General features: G+C 66.6%; 16 protein-coding genes. 10 read left to right on the plus strand and 6 right to left on the minus strand.

The window, feature by feature from the left end:
- The first annotated feature begins 147 nt into the window (after positions 1-147).
- Entirely contained in the window at positions 148-1,203 is a 1,056-nt protein-coding gene (locus tag SK1NUM_RS00760; RefSeq protein ID WP_212324099.1) for an alcohol dehydrogenase catalytic domain-containing protein, read from the plus strand.
- Positions 1,204-1,225: 22 nt separating this feature from the next.
- Here the strand turns inward: SK1NUM_RS00760 and SK1NUM_RS00765 are convergent, their stop codons facing one another.
- The gene (locus SK1NUM_RS00765) at positions 1,226-2,278 is read right to left on the minus strand and encodes a hypothetical protein (RefSeq protein ID WP_212324101.1); all 1,053 of its coding nucleotides are present in this window, start codon (positions 2,276-2,278) and stop codon (positions 1,226-1,228) included.
- A 178-nt stretch (positions 2,279-2,456) separates the two neighbouring features.
- Between SK1NUM_RS00765 and SK1NUM_RS00770 the strand changes: the two genes are divergently transcribed.
- Positions 2,457-2,900 (plus strand): pyrimidine dimer DNA glycosylase/endonuclease V, encoded by a 444-nt coding sequence (locus SK1NUM_RS00770; RefSeq protein WP_212324103.1) that lies wholly within the window; start codon positions 2,457-2,459, stop codon positions 2,898-2,900.
- A 95-nt stretch (positions 2,901-2,995) separates the two neighbouring features.
- Here the strand turns inward: SK1NUM_RS00770 and SK1NUM_RS00775 are convergent, their stop codons facing one another.
- Positions 2,996-3,601, minus strand: coding sequence for an NADAR family protein (locus SK1NUM_RS00775; protein WP_223927691.1), 606 nt, complete (start codon positions 3,599-3,601; stop codon positions 2,996-2,998).
- 34 nt (positions 3,602-3,635) lie between these two features.
- Here SK1NUM_RS00775 and lgt point away from each other — a divergent pair, with 34 nt between their 5' ends.
- On the plus strand, positions 3,636-4,655 hold the full coding sequence (gene lgt, locus SK1NUM_RS00780; protein WP_212324107.1) for a prolipoprotein diacylglyceryl transferase: 1,020 nt from the start codon (positions 3,636-3,638) through the stop codon (positions 4,653-4,655).
- Between the two features lie 50 nt (positions 4,656-4,705).
- Here lgt and treZ read toward each other — a convergent pair whose 3' ends face one another.
- Together treZ and treY are read right to left on the minus strand one after the other, a co-directional pair.
- Positions 4,706-6,439 carry a malto-oligosyltrehalose trehalohydrolase gene (treZ, locus tag SK1NUM_RS00785; RefSeq protein WP_212324109.1) on the minus strand — a complete coding sequence of 578 codons (1,734 nt, stop codon included), beginning with the start codon at positions 6,437-6,439 and terminating at the stop codon, positions 4,706-4,708.
- Positions 6,440-6,465: 26 nt separating this feature from the next.
- On the minus strand, positions 6,466-9,009 hold the full coding sequence (gene treY / locus SK1NUM_RS00790) for a malto-oligosyltrehalose synthase (protein ID WP_212324111.1): 2,544 nt from the start codon (positions 9,007-9,009) through the stop codon (positions 6,466-6,468).
- Positions 9,010-9,384: 375 nt separating this feature from the next.
- Here treY and SK1NUM_RS00795 point away from each other — a divergent pair, with 375 nt between their 5' ends.
- Positions 9,385-9,648 carry a hypothetical protein gene (locus tag SK1NUM_RS00795; protein WP_212324113.1) on the plus strand — a complete coding sequence of 88 codons (264 nt, stop codon included), beginning with the start codon at positions 9,385-9,387 and terminating at the stop codon, positions 9,646-9,648.
- 503 nt (positions 9,649-10,151) lie between these two features.
- Here the strand turns inward: SK1NUM_RS00795 and SK1NUM_RS00800 are convergent.
- A complete protein-coding gene (locus SK1NUM_RS00800) occupies positions 10,152-11,588 on the minus strand; it encodes a CCA tRNA nucleotidyltransferase (RefSeq protein WP_212324114.1) in 1,437 nt (478 codons plus the stop codon).
- A gap of 136 nt (positions 11,589-11,724) precedes the next feature.
- Between SK1NUM_RS00800 and SK1NUM_RS00805 the strand changes: the two genes are divergently transcribed.
- From SK1NUM_RS00805 to SK1NUM_RS00830, 6 genes are all read left to right on the plus strand, one after another.
- Positions 11,725-12,102, plus strand: a complete 378-nt coding sequence (locus SK1NUM_RS00805) for a hypothetical protein (RefSeq protein WP_212324116.1) — start codon at positions 11,725-11,727, stop codon at positions 12,100-12,102.
- Positions 12,102-13,847, plus strand: a complete 1,746-nt coding sequence (locus SK1NUM_RS00810) for an alpha/beta hydrolase (protein ID WP_212324118.1) — start codon at positions 12,102-12,104, stop codon at positions 13,845-13,847. Before SK1NUM_RS00805 ends, SK1NUM_RS00810 begins: the two co-directional genes overlap by 1 nt.
- Positions 13,848-14,114: 267 nt before the next feature.
- A complete protein-coding gene (locus SK1NUM_RS00815; RefSeq protein ID WP_212324121.1) occupies positions 14,115-14,951 on the plus strand; it encodes a class I SAM-dependent methyltransferase in 837 nt (278 codons plus the stop codon).
- On the plus strand, positions 14,944-15,591 hold the full coding sequence (locus SK1NUM_RS00820) for an ABC transporter ATP-binding protein (protein ID WP_212324123.1): 648 nt from the start codon (positions 14,944-14,946) through the stop codon (positions 15,589-15,591). The genes SK1NUM_RS00815 and SK1NUM_RS00820 overlap by 8 nt, the downstream gene beginning before the upstream one ends.
- The gene (locus SK1NUM_RS00825; RefSeq protein WP_212324124.1) at positions 15,588-16,628 is read left to right on the plus strand and encodes an ABC transporter substrate-binding protein; all 1,041 of its coding nucleotides are present in this window, start codon (positions 15,588-15,590) and stop codon (positions 16,626-16,628) included. The genes SK1NUM_RS00820 and SK1NUM_RS00825 overlap by 4 nt, the downstream gene beginning before the upstream one ends.
- Positions 16,625-17,392 (plus strand): ABC transporter permease, encoded by a 768-nt coding sequence (locus tag SK1NUM_RS00830; protein ID WP_223927693.1) that lies wholly within the window; start codon positions 16,625-16,627, stop codon positions 17,390-17,392. Before SK1NUM_RS00825 ends, SK1NUM_RS00830 begins: the two co-directional genes overlap by 4 nt.
- 159 nt (positions 17,393-17,551) lie before the next feature.
- Here the strand turns inward: SK1NUM_RS00830 and SK1NUM_RS00835 are convergent, their stop codons facing one another.
- Positions 17,552-19,093 (minus strand): MFS transporter, encoded by a 1,542-nt coding sequence (locus SK1NUM_RS00835; RefSeq protein ID WP_212324126.1) that lies wholly within the window; start codon positions 19,091-19,093, stop codon positions 17,552-17,554.
- Between the last annotated feature and the right edge of the window lie 31 nt (positions 19,094-19,124).

Genomic DNA, 19,124 nt, shown 5'->3' on the forward strand with positions numbered 1-19,124 from the left:
GGAGAGCCGATGGTCTTCACACGATCATTGTTAAGTGAACCACACGCTGCCAGCGTCGCGTGTCGTACGTTCACCCAGCCTCTCCCAGCCAGGGCCACCACCCACCGACGACACCAGCACTAAGACGCCAGCATTAAAGTGACGATCATGACCATGAACGCGGCGGTTCTTGAGGACGTGGGGCGGCTACGGCTGCGGCGAGTCAGGCGGCCGGAGCCCGGCCCGGGCGAGGTGGTGCTGAAGATCGAGGCCAACACCATCTGCGGCACCGACCTGCGGATCGTCTCCGGCGCGAAGACCGCCGGCGTGAGGCCCGGGGTCATCCTCGGGCACGAGTTCGCCGGGCGCGTGGCGGCGGTAGGCGACGGGGTGGCCGGCGTTCCCGTCGGAGCCCAGGCGACCTGCTCCATCGTCGTCGGCTGCCTGCGATGCGCTGCCTGCCAGTCGGGGCGGGAGCACCTGTGCGAGAACCTGATCCTGTTCGGCTACGAGCTCGACGGCGGCCTGGCCGAGTACCTCCTGGTGCCGCGGGTCGCGATGGAGCACGGCAACCTAGTGGTGGTGGAGCGGGAACTGCCGGCGACCACGCTCGCCCTCGCGGAGCCGGTCTCCTGCTGCCTCAACGGCGCCAGGCAGGTCGCGGTCGCCCCCGGCGAGACCGTCGTCGTGCTCGGTGCTGGCCCCATCGGGCTGCTGCACATTGCCCTCGCACGGCTGGCGGGAGCCACTATTTTCGCGACGGGACGTCCCGGCCGGCTTGAGGCCGCCCTCAGCCTCGGCGCGACCGAGGCCTTCGACCTGACCGGCGACGCCCTCACCCGCGAGATCATGCAACGCACCGGCGGTCGCGGCGCCGACGTGGTCATCGTCGCCGTCGGTGACCTCAGCCTGGTGAACCAGGCTTTGGAGCTGGCGGCCTTCGGGGGGCGGGTCAACTACTTCGCCGGTTTCCCGAAGGGGTCAGCGGCCACCATGGACCCCAACCTGATCCACTACCGGGAGCTCCTGGTCTCGGGCGGCTCCAACGCCCGCCGCGCCGATGTGGCGCGGGCCGTCGGCCTGCTGTCGAGCGGCGCCCTGGACGTCGGCAGTATGGTCACCCACCAGTTCCCCCTGAGCGAGCTGGACGAGGCGATGGCAGCAGTCCGCCAGCGACGGGGCCTCAAAGTCGCGGTGGTGCCTGACGAGGTGATGGCGGGCTGAATCCTCGTCACCCTGGGGGTTACTAACTCTTCCAGTGCCTCAGCAGTGACCTGGCCAGGTCGGCGGTGACGGAGTCGGAGTGGTTGCTCAGTGCTTCGACGGTCTCCAGCAGCGCGGCCGGGGGTGCGTCGAGCTTGGCCAGGGCTTTCAGGACGGCGCGTCGTGGCCCCTTCTCCTTCCGGGGCAGCACGACCAGCGCCAGGCCGGTCAGCTGCTCGGGCGCTGGCTCCGACGACAGGAGCTGCTGGACGGCGAACTTCACCACGGCGTTGTCGGCGTGCGGCAGGGCTGCCAGCAGCTGGACCTGTTCATCCCACAGATACCCCTCCAGGCCGAGCGCGCCCAGCCACAGCAGCGCCATCCGCTGCGCGCCCGGACGGTCGCCGCGCGCGAACACCTGGATCAAAGCCCGCGTCAGGGCCTGGTCGTTAGTTGGCTCCAGTTTCCTGAGGATGTCCACCGCCCGCGAGATGCGCCTGACGTAGTCGGCCTGGCCGCTGGAGATACCCATCAGGACGTCCGGGACGGCGCAGGCCGCCAGGAAATGCTCCTCCCACCGCTGGTTTGGCTGGGGGAGGGACAGCTCATGCGCCCAGAGCTGCCAGAACGCCGGCTGACCGGGCAGGGGCAGGTCGTGGGCGACAATCAGCGGATGCGCCAGGCGGGTGTAGACCCCGACGTCGGGTTCCCTGAGGATGGCTTCGACCAGCTGAGCTGCCCAGCGGCGGTCATGTGCCAGCAGTGCCTCACGCACTCGTCCGAAGACCTCCCGGTCCTCCCACAGGTTCCAGACCGGCCATGCCGTGACCATGCTCGCCACTTGCGCGGGCGTGGTGTCGAGGAGCGCCACCAGGACCACGCCGCGATGCCAGAGCGCTGTGTCCGCCGCGTGGTGGCGCAGCCCGGCCTGTTCGAGGCGATGCCGCAACCCGGGAAGCTCCCTGCCGAGTGCCCGCGACGCGGCAGCCCGCTCAGCAGGGGACAGTGCGTCGATGGCTGCGACGAGCCCGCCCAGGTCGTCGGGTTCCGTCAAGAGGACGCCGAATCGGCGCTGGTCCCAGGCGGGCTGTGTCATCTCTTCTCCTGTGTGGTCAACGATCCATCACGCCGTCTCCATCGGCAGGATCCCCATAGGATTATCCCGGGGCGCAAAAGCCGCTGGCAGGACAGCACCCAGAACGGCAGGCGCCGCGGGCCAGCGGAGGGAAGGGCAGGAGGCAGAGCATGAGCGATGTGAGTGGCGGGAACGCCTAGTGCGGATCTGGTCGCTGCACCCGCAGTACCTCGACCGGCAGGGGCTCATCGCCTGCTGGCGGGAGACGCTGCTGGCGCAGAAGGTGCTGGCGGGGCTGACCCGCGGATACACCCGGCATCCCCAGCTCGACCGGTTCCGCGCCCTCGCCGACCCCCTGGCCGGGATCGGCGCCTACCTTGCCGGACTCGCGGACGAAGCCACGCGACGGGGCTACCGCTTCGACAGGACCCGCATCACCACCCCCGGCGCGACGGCGGCGCTCACCGTCACCCGCGGGCAACTCGACGTCGAGGCCGGGCATCTGCTCGCCAAACTTGAGCAGCGCTCTCCCAGCTGTGCGGCCGCCTTCCCTCCGGTCGCCGACGTGGTCCCGCATCCGCTGTTCACCGTCGTCCCAGGACCGGTCGCGGACTGGGAACGAGCCCAGCCCACTACGCCATGATCAGCCGCGCCACCTTGGCGCTTTTTCCAGCGCGGTCATGCGATGAAAGCGCGTCCCACATATTCCAAGGTGGCGTGAGCTGCGCCGGCTGAACCTTATTCCGCGGCCAGTTCGTCGCGGACTGTCATGAGGGCGAAACCCAGCAGGTTGAGGCCGCGCCACGACTGCGGGTCGGTGATCCGGTCGTCATCGGCGGCCAGGCCAGCACCCCAGAGGTAGTCGACGGGGCTGGCCTCCACCAGTACCTGGTCACCGGTGCCAAGCAGGAAATCCCTCAAGTCGGGGTGCTGGGTGAACTTGGCGCGGTTTCCCGCCACCACCACGTCGAAGCGATGCGCATCCCAGCGCTGCTGGTCGAATCCCCGCACCCGGCGTCCCAGGAGTTTCGCCTTGTCAGGATGGGGTGCGGCGACGATGTGTGCCGCGATCTCGTCGTCACCGAAAAGCCGCGCTTTGCTGGCCATCATCCAATGCTCGGCGGTGGCGTAGCGCACCCCGTCGACCTCGAAGGGCGACGGCCACCACTGGCTGAGACAGCTTCCCGAGAGCTCTCCGCTGGGGGTGGGGCGGTGCCCCCAGAAATACAGGTATTTCGTCTCCTGTTTCCCGGCCGTTCGGGCCAGTAACCAGTCCAGGTCGTACATGACCCCTCCAAGACGGATGATGCTTTGCCGGATGACAAGCCCTGATTCTAGCCTCATCGGTCTCAGCGGTTGTTTGTGGGAAGCTTGGCGCGTGACGATATTGGAGCTCACCTTCCCGGATATCAATCCCGTGGCGATCGCCCTGGGGCCTGTGAAGATCCACTGGTACGCCATCATGTACCTGCTGGCCTTCGCCATGGCCTATGGGCTGATGCGCCTGAGACTGCGTCACCAGCCCTTCGCCTCGATCACGAAACCGTCGAAGTGGGTGCCCTCCGACATTGAGGACCTGCTGCTCTACGGCATCGCGGGCGTACTCCTCGGCGGACGCCTCGGATATGTGCTGTTCTACCAGCCCGGCTACTACTGGACGCACCCAGTGGACATCATTCGGGTGTGGGACGGCGGCATGAGCTTCCACGGGGGGGCGGTCGGCGTCATCCTCGCGATGGTGATCTTCGGGCTGCGGCGCTCCCGGCCGTTCCTGCAGGTCGCTGACTTCCTCGTGCCCGCCGTCCCCATCGGGCTCGCGGCTGGCCGGATCGGGAACTTCATCAACGGGGAGCTGTGGGGCCGGGAGGCGCCCGCCGACCTGCCGTGGGCGATGCGCTTCCCCACCGGCGGCAACGTGCTGCGGCATCCGTCGCAGCTGTACCAAGCCCTCCTCGAAGGAGTGCTGCTGTTCGTCCTGCTGTGGCTCTACGCCCGCAAGCCGCGGCTCCGCGGCCAGGTCGCTGCCGCGTTCCTGTTCGGCTACGGCCTCTTGCGATTCGTCGCCGAGTACTGGCGCGAGCCCGACGCCCAGCTCGGCTTCCTTTCCCTCGGGCTGTCGATGGGGCAGTGGCTGTCGGTGCCGATGATCATCGCCGGCGTGGCGCTCTGGCTCTGGGCCAGGCAGCAGGGGATCTCCGACGTCCAGGAGCCGTCAGACGACGTCCCCACCGGTGAGGACCCACAGGCCGGTGAGGACCCGGAGACCGGTGAGGACCCGCAGCAGGAGCCCGAACCTGCCGCTGAGAAATCCACCGACGCTGTGGAAGAGCCTCTGGAACCTGTGGACGAGCAGGGGGAAACTACCGCACAATCTAGCGAAACCCCAGGCCAGGACTGAGATAGAAGGTCACAGGCAGGTTTTCCACAGGGTTGTGAACACTGTGGAAATTACTCCGCCAGCTGGACCACTGCCGCCCCCGGGCCGTGCAGTCCCAGCCCGTCAGGTAACTTGACCGACTCCTCCCAGCTGGCCAGGACCTCGCCCCTGAGGGGCAGCTCCACCAGGCTCGGCGACCGGGTGGCGGCGACGGCGATGCCACCCCGCCGCATCACCACGGTGTCGGGCTCGAACGCCTTGACCGACACCGCGTTCAGGTCCGGATCGCGTAGGTCCGGGTGTTCGCGGCGCAGCCGCAGCAACTCCCGGTACCACGACAGCATCCGGGCATGCTGAGGCTCGGTGACCTCGTCCCAGCGCAGCACCGCCGACCTGCGGGTGGCCGGCGACTGCGGGTCGGGCACCAGCGCGTCCCAGCCCATGCGGGCGAACTCGCGGGCACGGCCCTCGGTCACCAGCGGGCCCAGCTCCGGGCCGAGGTCGCTGAAGAACGGGAACGGCGTGGAGGCCGCCCACTCCTCACCCATGAAGATCAACGGAGTGAACGGGGACAGCAGGTACAGCGCCGCCCCCGCCGCCTGGCACCCGATGGGCGTCGTGCCGTGGGAGATCCGGTCCCCGGCCGCGCGGTTGCCCACCTGGTCGTGGTTCTGCAGCGACGCCACGAACGAGTGCCCGTCATACAGGGCCGACGCCGGATCGACGGGAGCGCCCCAATCCCGGCCGCGGAACGTTGAGAACCCGCCCTCATGGACGAAAACCCTCGTCAAAGCCCGTTTCAACGTCTCGGCGGTACCGAAGTCGACGTAGTAGCCGTCGCGTTCGCCCGTGAAGAAAGAATGCAGCGCGTGGTGCACGTCGTCGGCCCACTGCCCGTCCATGCCCAGCGCCCCCGGCACCGACCCGGCCGGCGAAACCGTCGCGGGCTGGTTGCGATCCGACTCCGCGAACAGCGTGAACTCCCGGCCCGTCTCCTGCTCCCAGCCACGCACCGCACCGCTCAGCTCGGCCAGGTAGTGGGTGGGGGAGTCGTCCTGGAACTCGTGGACGGCATCCAGCCGCAGCCCGTCGACCTGGTAGTCCACCAGCCACTGCCGGCACGCCCCCAGCAGGAAGTCCCGCACCTCGCGGCTGCCCGGCTGGTCCAGGTTGATCGCATCCCCCCAGGGCGTGTGGTGGGCGCTGGTGAAGTACGGGCCGAACTGCGCCAGGTAGTTGCCCTCTGGGCCCTGGTGGTTGTGGACGACATCCAGGATCACACCCAGCCCGCGGGCATGGCAGGCGTCGATGAAGGCCACGAAACCCTCCGGACCGCCATAGGCCGCGTGCACCGCGTACTGGCCGACGCCGTCGTAACCCCAGCCCTGCGTCCCGGGGAAGTCTGCGACGGGCATCACCTCGACGGCCTGCACCCCCAGCTCCACCAGGTGGTCCAGGTGACCGGTGGCCGCCTCGAATGTGCCCTCCGGGGTGAAGGTGCCGATGTGCAGCTCATACCCGACCGCTCCCCGCAGGTCCGCGCTGAAATCACCGGGACGCTGGAACAGCGCCGGGTCGACGATGCGGCTCGGCCCGTGCGGCCCGTCGGGCTGGCTGAGGCTCCGTGGGTCGGGCAGCGGCATCCCGCCGTCGACCCGGAACTGGTACAGCGTCCCAGGCGGCAGCGGCTCTGACCGCCACCAGCCGCCCTCGCCGCGAGTCATGGCAGTGGCTGATCCGTCGGCGATCACCTCCACCAGCTCAGCGTCGGGGGCCCAGACCTCGGGGCGGGTGATGTCACGCATTGGGATCTCCTTCCAGGATCACGGGGTCAATCGACGTCGACCTGGTGGACGAGCAGGGCGACGGGCAGCGTGGCGAGGATGTCGGCCAGCGGCGTGGCACCGCCCGGGTACTCCTGGCCGGACAGGACGTCGAGGAACCGCAGGTTCGGGAGCACCAGCTCCGCGTCCCCCCAGCCGGTCTCGTCCAGCCCCGACTGCACCCGCGTCGCGACCGCGATGGCCACGGGGGTCTCCGAGTCCTTGTAGCCGCGCTCGAACACCACAGCGTGACCGGTGTTCAGCGACACCGGCCGGTAGTCGGCGTCGGGGCCGCGGAACGCCTCCGGATGGTCGCGGCGCAGCAGCAGCGCCCGGGACGTCACGAGAAGCTTCTCTGCGTCCAGGTCGGCGGGTGGGTTCATCATCAGCGACCCCAGCACCCCGGCCCGCCGGTAGTAGTCGATGGGACGGCGGTTGTCTGGGTCCACCAGCGACAGGTCCACGACCTCGCAGCCCTGGTAGAGGTCCGGGACGCCGGGCATGGTGAGCTGGATCAGCTTCTGCCCCAGGACGTTGGCGCGCACCGACTGGAAGGTCAGCTCCGTGAACGCATCCAGCGCGGCGGCCACCTCGGGATTGGCCAGGCAGGCCGTCGCGAACTCAAGGACGGCCTCCTCATAGGCCTCATCGGGAGTGGTCCAGCTGGTGTGGAGCTTGGCCTCCCGGATGGCCTTGGTCAGGTACTTCGTCAGCCGGTCGGCGGAGATCACCTCCGCGCCCGCGGCGGTGCCGGGCAGCGTCCAGGTGGCGGCGAGGGTCTGCCACAGGAACAACTCGGTGCCGCCGTCGAGCAGCACCGGACGGGACTCCGCCGTCGCCGTCCGCAACTCGTTGACGCACTGCTCCCACTCGCGCGGATACTCAGTGAGCACCGCCAGGCGGGCGCGCACATCCTCGCTGCGTTTGGTGTCGTGGGTGGACAGGGTGGTCATGGCGGTGGGCCAGTCGGCGGCCAGGGCGCGGGAGAAGCCGTGGAAGTCGTCCTGGTTGATCCCGATGATGTTGGGGTCCGAACCCACCTCGTTCACCCCGATGAACCGGTTCCAGCGGTAGAAGGCGGTGTCCTCCTTCGACTTGGCCATCACCGGTCCGCAGGTCTGGGCGAAGCGGACCATGAACTCGGAGCGCAGGTCCAGGAACTCGTGCGCGCGGCCCGGCAGCTGGTTGAGGATCTGCGACGGCGCCGGCAGCGTGTCCGCCCCGCCCATGTCCTGTTCACCGGTCTCGCCGAGGGCCAGCGCCACCACGAAGTCCAGGGCGTCCAGCTCGTCGGCTGTGAGGTACTCCCGGGCCCTCGCGGCCGCCTCGGTGATGATCTCCCGCTCTGACTCGGGATTGACCCGTCCCGGCTCCACGTAGGCGCGGTAGCGGCTGAACTGGTACAGCAGCCCGCTGATGGCGTGGCTGAGCTGGCGGCGGGTGTAGTCCCGCAGCCGGATGTCGTCCTCGCAGATGGCCATCGCGATGTTGACCAGGCGGTTCAGCTCCGTGAACAGCGACTCCTTCACCACGGTGCGTTTGGCGTTCAGCACCGTCGACGCGAAGCCCTCGCCGGACCCGGACAGGCGCTCCCACAGGTCGGTGAGCCTGGGGACGCTGCCGGGGACGTGGAACAGGCCGGCGACCCGTAGCAGGGAGTCATAGCCGGTGGTGCCGGCGCACTCGAAGTCGGCGGGGAGCTCCTCGTCGTATTCGAGGATCTTCTCCGCGACCACCCAGCAGCCGCCCGTGGCGCGCTGGAGATCCGCGAGGTATTGGCGGGGGTTGGCCAGGCCGTCGATGTGGTCGATGCGGAAGCCGTCGATGAGGCCGTCGTGGAAGAGCTGGAGCAGTTTGCGGTGGGTGGCCTCGAAAATAGCCGGGTCCTCGACGCGGATGGCGGCCAGGGTGTCGACGTCGAAGAAACGGCGGTAGTTCAACTCCTCGCTGCCGATCCGCCAGTAGGCCAGGCGGTACCACTGCCGTTCCAGCAGCTCCTCCAGAGGCAGCTCCTCAGTGCCGGGGCGGACCGGGAAGACGTGGTCGTAGTAGGTGACGACGGGCTGCTCCTCGCCGTTGATGACTGCCGTCGTCAGGTTGATGTTTTCCAGTTCCCGGCCGATCCGGTGCCCCAGCACCGGCATGAGAATGGCCTGGGAGTCAGTCATGTCGAGATCGAACCAATCCGAGTACTCCGACTCCGCGCCGCGGCGCAGCACGTCCCACAGGGCGCGGTTGTGCCACAGGGGAGTGGGGACCGCCATGTGGTTGGGCACCACGTCGACGACGACGCCCATACCCAGCTCGTGGGCTGCCTGCGAGAGCCGCCGGAATCCGTCCTCCCCTCCGCACTCTTCAGAGATCCGAGAGTGGTCCACGACGTCGTAGCCGTGGGTGGACTCCGGTGCCGCCTGCAGGATCGGAGAGCAGAACAGGTGGGTGATGCCGAGCGCGTGCAGGTATGGCAGCCACGCCGCGGCGTCGTCGAAGGTGAACCCTCCGTGCAGCTGCATCCGGTAGGTCGAGTTCGGTACGGTCCTGTTGGTCTCCACCCCTTACAGTCTACGGGCTCCCTCCGTCAGCATCCCCACCGTATCGGGTCCGGCCGACCGGTCGTCGTGTTTGTCGCGATGGGGAGGAAGCTTCATCGAAGTCCCTCGGCGGGGTCCTTTACCGTCTGTAACACCGTTTATAACGAATAATGACCTGAACCGGAATTCTTGCTGGCAAGGCAGGGCGCCCTTTCGAAATGCGGCTCCGGCTAGGAGTTTTCTTCGAGAATGGTCACTGCGGCTGGATTCATGGAGGCCAGTCCGCTGGGTGTGTAATCCCCGGTCCCTGTCCATCTTTCGGCAGGAGCTCTTGCCGTCTGAGGCGTCTTTTGGCAGGGTGAACTGCGACGTGTCCATCAAAGGTGAGGAGACGATGTGCGCCGGGCTTTGAGGGTGATGGCGGGTCTGCTGACGGCTTGCCTGTTCTTTGTGTGTGGCTGTGTGAGTCAGTGGCAGCAGGGCATGGCGAGTATCCGGAGAGAGTCCATCGTGTCGGCGACCTGGCCCGGGTTGGAGCTGCTCGGCACGGAAGAAACCGAGGAGAAGGGCTGGAAGCCGGAGCCGCCGAGCATCACGCACTGCTACAAGCTGACGATCCTCGTCAAAGAAGCCTATGAGAAGGTGATCGCCAGGTCGTGAATAACGCCTTTAAGATTCGTCATTGCATAGTGAGATATGGTTGCCATGCAAGCTACTATTCGACTGGTATGATTCATGCCAAATCAAACCATATGGCAAATGTCACTACTATCTCAGGGTAATTGAATGAAAAAATTTTTTCTTCTGATTCTGCTGGTTCTCGTCTGGGCGATCGTACCGCTAATTATGGCTTCTATGCTGTCACTGTTTGCAGGTGTGGGCCCTGTTGAGGTCGGGATCATGTATGCGGCCTGGCTGGTTGTGGTGGTGCTGATCTGGCGTTCCCAGTCGAAGAAGCTCAACCGGTAGAGCTCTCCCAGGCTGTTGTATCGCCTGGTTGATAAGTTTCGCTGGCGCTATGCCGTATTTGCTGGCCTTATATGCGTTTGCCTGTGCTGTGAGGCCAGCAAACGCACACAAGGCCAGCGAAACGTCAGTAAGGCCAGCAAACCTGGGGAGTAGCTGGGGGAGTGGGCGGGACGGTGGCAGGCTGACTCAGGTGCTCAGGCCTGCTTGGACCACCAGTCGAGCAGTATGGCCTTTGCCTCCTCCTGCGTGGCCGGGCCGTGCTCCATGCGGTGGTCCAGGAGGAACTTGTACGCCTTCCCGACCTGCGGGCCTGGCGCGATGCCGAGGATCTCCATGATCTGCGACCCGTCGAGGTCCGGGCGGATGGCCTTGATCTCCTCCTGCGCCGCCAGCTCGTCGATGCGCCACTCCAGTTCCTCGTAGTTGCGGCGCAGCCGTGTGGCCTTGTTGCGGTTGCGGGTGGTGCAGTCGGCGCGGGTGAGGATGTGGAGGCGCTCCAGCTCGTCGCCGGCGTCACGGACGTAGCGCCGCACCGCCGAATCGCTCCAGGTGGCCTCCCCATAGCCGTGGAACCGCAGGTGCAACTCCACCAGCTTGGCCACCGATTTCACGATCGCCGTCGAATACTTCAGCGCCTTCAGGCGTTTGCTGACCAGTTTCGCGCCCACCACGTCGTGGTGGTGGAAGGTCACCTTGGACCCCTCGAACCGCCGGGTCGCGGGCTTGCCGACGTCATGCAGCAGCGCCGCCAGCCGGCTCACGATGTCCGGCTCGTGGCCGCGGGCCTTCTCCAGGTCGATGGCTTGCTCCAGCACCGTCAGCGAGTGCGCGTAGACATCCTTGTGACGCATGTGCTCGTCGCGTTCCAGGCGCAGCGCGGGCAGCTCCGGGACGAAATGCTCGGCGACGCCGGTGCGCACCAGGAGGTCGAGGCCCTCGCGGGGGGAGTCGGTGAGCAGCAGCCCGGTGAACTCGCCCTGCACGCGCTCCGCCGAGACGATGGTGATGCGCTCGGCCATGTCCCTCATCGCGTCCTGGACCTCCGGGGCCACCCGGAAACCCAGCCGCGACGCGAACCGTGCAGCCCGCAGCATGCGCAGCGGGTCGTCGCTGAACGAGACCTCCGCCGGGGCGGGGGTGCGCAGGACGCCGTCGGCGAGGTCACGCAGCCCGCCCCACGGGTCCACGAACTCACCCGCCACGACGTCCACCGCCATGGCGTTGACGGTGAAGTCGCGGCGCACGAGGTCCTCCTCGATGCGCTCCCCGAAGGCGACGACCGGCTTGCGGGATCCGGGCTCGTAGGCGTCGGCCCGGAAGGTGGTGACCTCGATCTGCCACTCCTTGTCTCCCTCGCGTTTCATTGCGCCGATCGTCCCGAAGTCGCGGCCTATGTCCCAGGTTGATGGGGTGAAGTCGCTGAGGATGGCGTGCGTCTCACCGGGGCTCGCGGAGGTGGTGAAGTCGAGGTCGTGGCCGATGCCTCCCAGCATCGCGTCGCGGACGGACCCGCCGACGAGGTAGAGCCTGTGTCCGGCCTTGTCGAAGCGGGCGGCGAGGTCGTCTATCACCGGCGAGACGCGGAGCAGCTCGGAGACGGCGTTGCGCTGGGCTTGGGTCAGGTCTGGCACGGGCAGATTCTACGCAGACCGCCCGTGCTTTTACTCGGCCCGCAGACCGTGTACGCTCTGGCTGGGTCGGTTAGCAATAGCAAACTGACTGGGGGTTTTACCGGTACCGCGTGGCCAGACAGAGTTGGAGGATCGTGTGAGTGATGTGAATATTGTGACCGGCGACTTGGAGGCGTTGTCCTCAGACACCGCGGACGTTGCCAGCCAGATCGGGACTGTCGATCTGGTGACTGCCATGGCGGATGCGCCCTCTGCCATGACGGGGTCCGCATCAGCCAGCTCGTGGATCGAGTCGACCGCCAGCACGGTCGACAAGAGGCGTTCAGACCTCAAGGACAAGTATCAGGACTTCAGCGATGACGTGCAGTCCGCAGCGAACTCCTATGGTCAGAATGAAGCTGACGTCGAGGCATCACTGCGTTCCGCGGGGACACTGTCTCCCCAGTCGGACGCTTCTGGGACCACAAACACAGGTACTTACGGGGATTGGCAGAACAGAATGGAGGGCAACTGATGGCTATCGGATGGGCTGAGATCCAGCAATGGGATCCTGCGAATCTCAATACGACCTCGCAGAATCTGTCCACTGCGCGCAGTACGTTGAGGACTGAGGCGCAGGATGCTTCCGGCGCTAAGGGCAGGATTCAGTCGACGGGGGCCGCGGTGAATGCGATGTCGTCTTCGCTGGGGTCCTTGAACTCGGGTCTTGACAAGCTGGTCAATGATGTCTCCGAGTTGATGATGGCCACCGCGGACGCTGCAGACGGCGTGTGGGATGTGCAGACCAAAGTGCAGGAGTGCACCTCTTTTGTGGCGACGTACACATATCTCAGTATCAGTGCTGAAGGCAGTGTCGATTATGAAGTTGTTGTGCCAGATACCCCAGCTCCAAATGGAGAGAGCAGAGATCCGAAGTCGTGTCAGGCAGAGAATGCTGCGAGAAACCTAAAAAAGGGAGAACTGGAGGCTTTAATTAAAGCTGCTATTGACCGTGCTGTTGAGGTTGACGATGCTTATCGAAATCGTCTGACCGCTGTTCACAACGGCACCTATCAGTGCTCGGAGACCTCGGCGAGTGAGTCGCAGGGGCTGCCGGATCTGCCGCAGGAGGGCTGGTCGGCCACGGAGGTGAGTGCCTGGTGGAACTCTCTCACCGAGGATGAGAAGAATAAGATCATTGCTGAGCATCCAGAGGCTATCGGCAACCTGGATGGCATCTCCATGGACGCGCGCGGTAAGGCGAATGAGATACGTCTTCAAACGGAGAGGACCAAGGCGGCAGAAGAGCTCGCGGCCGCCGAAGCGGCACGCGATAAATGGGACATGAATAGTCCTGAATATGCTGCTGCCCAGCAGAAGGTGGACAATGCTCGGTTGAAGGTAGAGGATTTGGAGAAGATCGAGGAGCTGATGCATCCCTATGGGGATCCCATGGCCAGTGATGGTCTTCCGGAGTCTCCGTACCATCTGCTCTATTTGGATGCATCCGGTGACGGAGATGTCCGGGCCGCCATCTCTGTTGGTGATGTCGATACAGCAGAGAACGTCACAACTTTGGTCCCCGGGATTAGCACGACCGCAAGGAAGGGCTTGCCTGGGTTGGTGAGCAATGCGGAGGCGCTGCGTGACGCGGCCGGGGCTGAGAACACGGCTGCTGTGGCGTGGCTTGGCTATGATGCGCCTCCCGGGCTTGGAGAGATTAGCGATGATTACAAGGGTCATCAATGGGAGTATATGAACGCGAATAGAGCTGATGAGGCTGCTCCGGCGTTGAACAGCTTCCATGAGGGGATTCATAGCTGGCATCAGTCGCAGGGCACTGACCCGCATCTGACCACCGTCGACCATTCCTATGGTTCTCTCACCGCTGGTACGGCTGCGTTGAGCACCAAGACTGGTGTGGTCGATGACATGGTGCTCTACGGCTCGCCGGGTGGCCGGGCCACCGATGTGCATGAATACAACGTTCCAGAAGGACACGTCTACGCCTCCGTCAACGATGATGACGTTGTAGCGGGCAAGGGAACCGGGTGGAAGAACAAAGCCCTTGGGAAAGCCCTGGGTGCCGGGGAAGAGGCTGCTGGTTTGGGAGAGAAGCCACACAATATGTCTGGCGTCACGCATATCTCCTCCAACGAGGGTGGGCATTCCGACTACTGGAAGAACAAGGAGTTCGTCGAGGATGTCGGTCAGATAGTGGCCGGCGAGGACCCATCCGTCGACCGCGCTGACAACAAAGCGGAGGCCGCATCCAAGTAGTGGGTCGCTGACGGCATCATCCCGAAACCCCTGGCCGCCGCGCACGCTGCGGCCAGGGGTTTCGTGTGCTGTGGATTGCCTGCTCGCGTGCTGCGGATGCCTGGACCAGGGCGGCTGTGCCCTTGGTGCGAGGTGATCCGCGACACACCCTGTGATCGCGGCGCGGATCCCCCGCGCCAGTAAGAATAACAGCACACGACCCTTTCGAAAATGGCTGCTGCTGAGTTACGCTCGTCGTCCACGTCCGAGTCGCTTGAGAGGTCCAGGATGAGCAGCGCGGAATCACAGCAGGCTGGGGGTAAGGGGGACAGGTCAGGTCCGGAGGCCGGGCGGATGCAGGGCCACTGGCTCTTCGCGAAGCTCGGCAAACGCATTCTGAGGCCCGGCGGGCGGCTGCTCACCGCGAGGCTGCTCGAACAGGCGAAGCCCGCCAGTAGCGACGACATCGTTGAACTCGGTCCCGGAGTCGGCGCCACCGCCGAGGTGCTGCTGCGCAGCAACCCGCACACCTATCGGGGCGTCGACCCCAACCCGGAGGGCCGCGACGCCGTCAAGGACATCCTGCGACGCCATCCGGATGCCGAATACGTGGTGGCCGACGCGCAGGACACCGGTCTGCCCGACGCCAGCGCCGACCTGGTGGTCGGCGAGGCCATGCTCACCATCCAGTCACAGGAGGCCAAGCATGCCATCGTCGCGGAGGCCGCCCGGCTGCTGCGTCCCGGCGGCCGCTACGCCATGCACGAGATGGCCTGGCTCCCTGACTTCACCGACGAGGAACGCGAGACCGCCCGCAAGGAACTCTCCCGCATCATCAAGGTCGGTGCCCGGCCCCTGACCCTGGAGGGCTGGACCGAGCTGCTGGCCGCCCACGGCCTGGCCGCCGAGTGGCACGACCGCGCGCCCCTGCACCTCCTCGAACCCAGGCGTCTCATCTCCGACGAGGGCCTGTGGGGTGCACTGCGGTTCTGGCGCAACGCCCGCCGGCTACCTGGTGCCCGCGACCGGCTCAAGGCCATGCGCCAGGGCTTCCAGCTCCAGGGACGCCTGATGGGTGGCATCGTCATCCTCGCCCGTAAGACGGCGGAGCCAGCCGATGGCTGATGACCTAGTCCTCGACGGCGTCACTCTGGTCCGCGGCGACAACGTCCTCATCAAAGACCTGGACCTGGTCGTCGCGCCTGGGCAGACCCTCGCCGTCACCGGGGCGTCGGGGGTGGGCAAGACCACCCTCCTGAAGGCCATCTCGGGGCTCAGCCGCTGCGACGGCGGGTCAGTCTCGCGTCCCCAGGGACGGCTGGCGCAGGTGTTCCAGGAGCCCCGGCTGCTGCCCTGGTACAGCGCCCACCGGAATGTCGCCCTGGTGGTCGGCGGCGACTACCCGGACCTCATCGCCCAGCAGTGGCTGGCCCGGGTCGGTCTCCAGCAGTCCACGCACCTCTACCCGCGGCAGCTGTCCGGCGGCATGCGGCAGCGGGTCGCGATAGCCCGGGCCCTGGCCACCGGCCCCGCCCTGCTGCTCGTCGACGAGCCTTTCTCCGCCCTCGACAAACCCCTAGCCATGGCGCTGCGCGCCGACTTGATCCAGCTGCTCGCCGAGGAGGAGGTCGTCGCCGTGTGGGTCACCCACGACCCTGAGGAGGCCGACGAGGTCTCCCACCTTCATCTTCACCTCGACGGCCCGCCCGGCACCTGGCAGCTCACCACCGACACCGCCTCCACCACCGACAAGGAAGAATCATGAAGCGTCGCTCCCTGTTCACCCTCGCAGGCCTCGGCCTGCTCGGCACCGCAGGCCTGGCCGGGTGCTCCCAGCAGTCGAACTCCAGCCCCAGTCAGACGGGGTCGCCGTCGAAGCTGGAGACGTTACGCGTCCACGTCCCCACCACCCTGGCGTTCATGGCGCCCATGGCCTCCTTCGGGACCCTCGGCAAACTCGACGGCCTCGTCGGGAAGACCGACGTGCAGAACTGGACCGACGTCGAGGTCATGAAGTCGCTGATCGTCAACGGTGAGACCGACCTGGTCGCCACCCCGTCCTACGCCTCGGCGAACCTGTTCAACAAGGGGCTGCCGATCCGGCTCGCCGCCATCACCGTCTGGGGCATGCTCTACGTCCTCGGCCCGGAGGGGTCGTCGGCGCAGGGTGTCGAGGGGCTGAAGGGCAAGAAGGTCGCGGTGCCGATGCCCAACAACATGCCCGACCTGGTGTTCCGCTATCTGATGACCCAAAGCGGCATCTCCCTCGACGGCGGGGCTGAGGGTATCGAGGTGGCGAAGTATGAGCAGGCCTCCGAGATCGTCCAGCCGCTGCTCTCCGGGCAGATCGAGTACGCCGTGCTGCCTGAGCATGTCGCCACCGTCGTCCAGGGCAAGGCCAAGGAGGCCGGCAAGACCCTCGACCGCACCCTCAACCTGCAGGAGCTGTGGGGCAGCGTCACCGGCCGTCAGGCGCGGTTCCCGATGGCCGGTGTGGTGATGCCCTCGAAACTGGCCGACTCGGACAAGGCGCTCGTCGGCGGTGTCTTCAACGAGCTGGATGCCGCGGTCGCGCAGGTCAACGCCCTCGACGAGAAGGCCCTCGCCGCGATCACGCAGAAGACGGAGGTGCCGGAGGCCGTCGTCAAGAGCGTGGTCCCCAGGCTTCAGCTGGAAGTCGTTCCGGCGCAGCGGGCAAAGGACGACCTGGTGGACTTCTACACACGCCTGACCACGCTCAGCCCCGACATCGTCGGCGGCAAGATGCCGGCCGACGACTTCTACCTGGCTGACCCCAGGTGACCTCAACCGACAAGGACTCGCCGCGGTGGCGGGCCGTCCTGCTGTGGTGGGTGGGGCTCGCCGCCATGGTGGTGGTCTGGGACCTCGCGTCGGCGAGCTACCCCGTCTACGCCTTCCCGGGGCCCCGCGCGACCTGGGAGGCGCTGCTGGGGCTGATCCGCGACGAGGAGCTCGCAGGCTCGGTGCTGCTCACCCTGCAGCGGGCGCTGACTGGCCTGGGGATCGCCTGCCTGATCGGCCTGCCCTGGGGGTGGGCTGCGGGCACCTGGAAGCCCGTCGCGGAGCTGACCGAGTCCTGGGCGCAGCTGCTGATGGCGATCCCGCCCATCGTGGTCGTGGTGGTTGGGGTGTTGTGGCTGGGACCGACCGCCGGAGTGGTGCTACTGGTGGTCGCCCTGGTGACGCTGCCTCTGCTGGTCACGACGCTGCGGGATGCCGTCGCCAACGTCGACCCGGACCTGCTGGAGATGGCGCGGCTGTTCCAGTTCGGCCTGTGGGGCACCGTCCGCCGGGTCATCGTCCCCGCGGTGGTGCCGCCGGTGCTGTCGGCGGTCACCATCGCGCTGGGGCAGTCGATCCGGCTGACGGTGATGGCGGAGCTGCTCAGCACCGCCACCGGTATGGGCGCGGAGGTGCAGCAGGCCCGCACCAACCTGGAGACCGCCGACGTGTTCGCCCTGTCCGCGGTGATGGCCGCCCTCACCCTGGCCCTGGAGCTGCTCCTGCTCAAACCCCTGCGCCGTAGGCTGGAGCGGTACCGCTGAGCGGGTCCGGATGGGTCGCGAAACAACGAACTCAGTCCCGTAGAACAACGAACTCAGGTCCGCGGAACAACGAGTTTGGGTCCGCGGAACAACGAGTTTCTAGGGGACTGATATATCTGGGCTTGTCAGACGAGTATTTCTCCTGTTGGGTGAGGTCCATCAGGTGGTCTTCGATGGGGCCTCCTGGGGACGCTGGCTTGGGATCAGCTTCCAGGCTGTCAGCGCCGCGACAATCAGGAGCACGGCCGCGACCACGGCGGTCGTCTGCACGCCTGAGGTGAAGGCCTCACGGGCCAGGTGCGCTGCCTCGGCTTGGATCGCTACGGTCTCGTCGAGTGCCTTGAGGCCGATGGGCAGCGACTCACGCACCTGCGCGGCGATAGCGTCGTCCAAGCCGCTGGGCGTCTGCAGCAGCCAGCGGTAGAAGACCGTCTGCAGCGACCCGAGTAGCGCGATTCCCATCGCCACGCCCAGCTCGTAGGCGGTCTCTGAGATGGCCGAGGCCGCTCCCGCCCGTTCCACCGGGGCCGCCGACACGATGGCGTCGGTGGACAGCGTCATCGCCAGGCCGATGCCCAGCCCAGCGACGCTCACCCCGATGAGTATCCAGTGGATACCCTCTTGCCCGGCGGCGAAACCCACCAGCGCCAGGCCGCCACCTCCCAGCGTCAGGCCGGTGGCGATGGAGCGGCCCGCGCCCAGGCGTTTCACGATCGCCACTGCGACCAGGGCGACGAGTACCGACATGATCGTGGCCGGCAGCTCGACCAGCCCGGCGATGAGCGGGCTGAGGCCGCGCACCAGCTGCAGGTACTGCGAGAAGAAGAACAGCAGTCCCGCCAGGGCGAAGATCGCGATGCCATTGGCCAGCACGGCCCCCGTGAACGCGGGGATGCGGAACAGGCTGATGTCGATCAGCGGCGTGGCCAGCCGCCGTTGGCGGCGCACGAAAACCCATCCGGCCGTCGCGCCCACCAGCGCCGTGAGGACCACCGTCACGTCGAACCCCTGGGCGGCCAGATGCTTCACCGCGTAGACGATGGGCACGATCGCCACGATCGACAGCAGCGCCGAGACGGCGTCTATCCGGGCGTCGGCGTTACCCCGCGACTCCGGCAGGACCAGAAGTCCCGCGACGATGACGATGGCCATCACCGGCAGGTTGATCAGGAACACCGACCCCCACCAGAAGTGCTCCAGCAGGAACCCTCCGACGAGCGGACCCACCGCCGCGCCGCCGGTGGCGCCAGCCGACCAGACCGCGATGGCGCGGGTGCGCTGCAGCGGATGCCGGAAGACGTCGCGCAGGATCGACAGCGTCGAGGGCATGATGGTTGCGCCGAACAGCCCGAGGAAGACGCGGGCGGCGATCAAGACCCCCGCTGTGGGCGCGAAGGCCGCGAGCAGCGAGGCCAGCCCGAAGCCGGTTGATCCGATCAGCAGGAGGCGACGCCGTCCGATGCGGTCAGCGACGTTTCCCATGGTGACCAGCAGTCCTGCCAGCACGAAGGAATAGACGTCGCCGATCCACAGCAGCTCTGTGGCCGAAGGTGCCAGGTCGGCAGTCAGCCGGGGCACGGCCAGCGACAGCACCGTGCCGTCGATCGCCAGCAGCATGACCGCACCTGTGAGAACTGCGATGGTGCCCCACTGCCGTGCTGTCAGCGGGGGGACGGTCTCGGCCTGGACTTGTGGAGTCATTGAGTTCTCGTTGTGTGGCACCCCGCAAGGT

This window comes from Arachnia rubra, assembly GCF_019973735.1.
GTDB classification, from domain to species: Bacteria; Actinomycetota; Actinomycetes; order Propionibacteriales; family Propionibacteriaceae; genus Arachnia; species Arachnia rubra.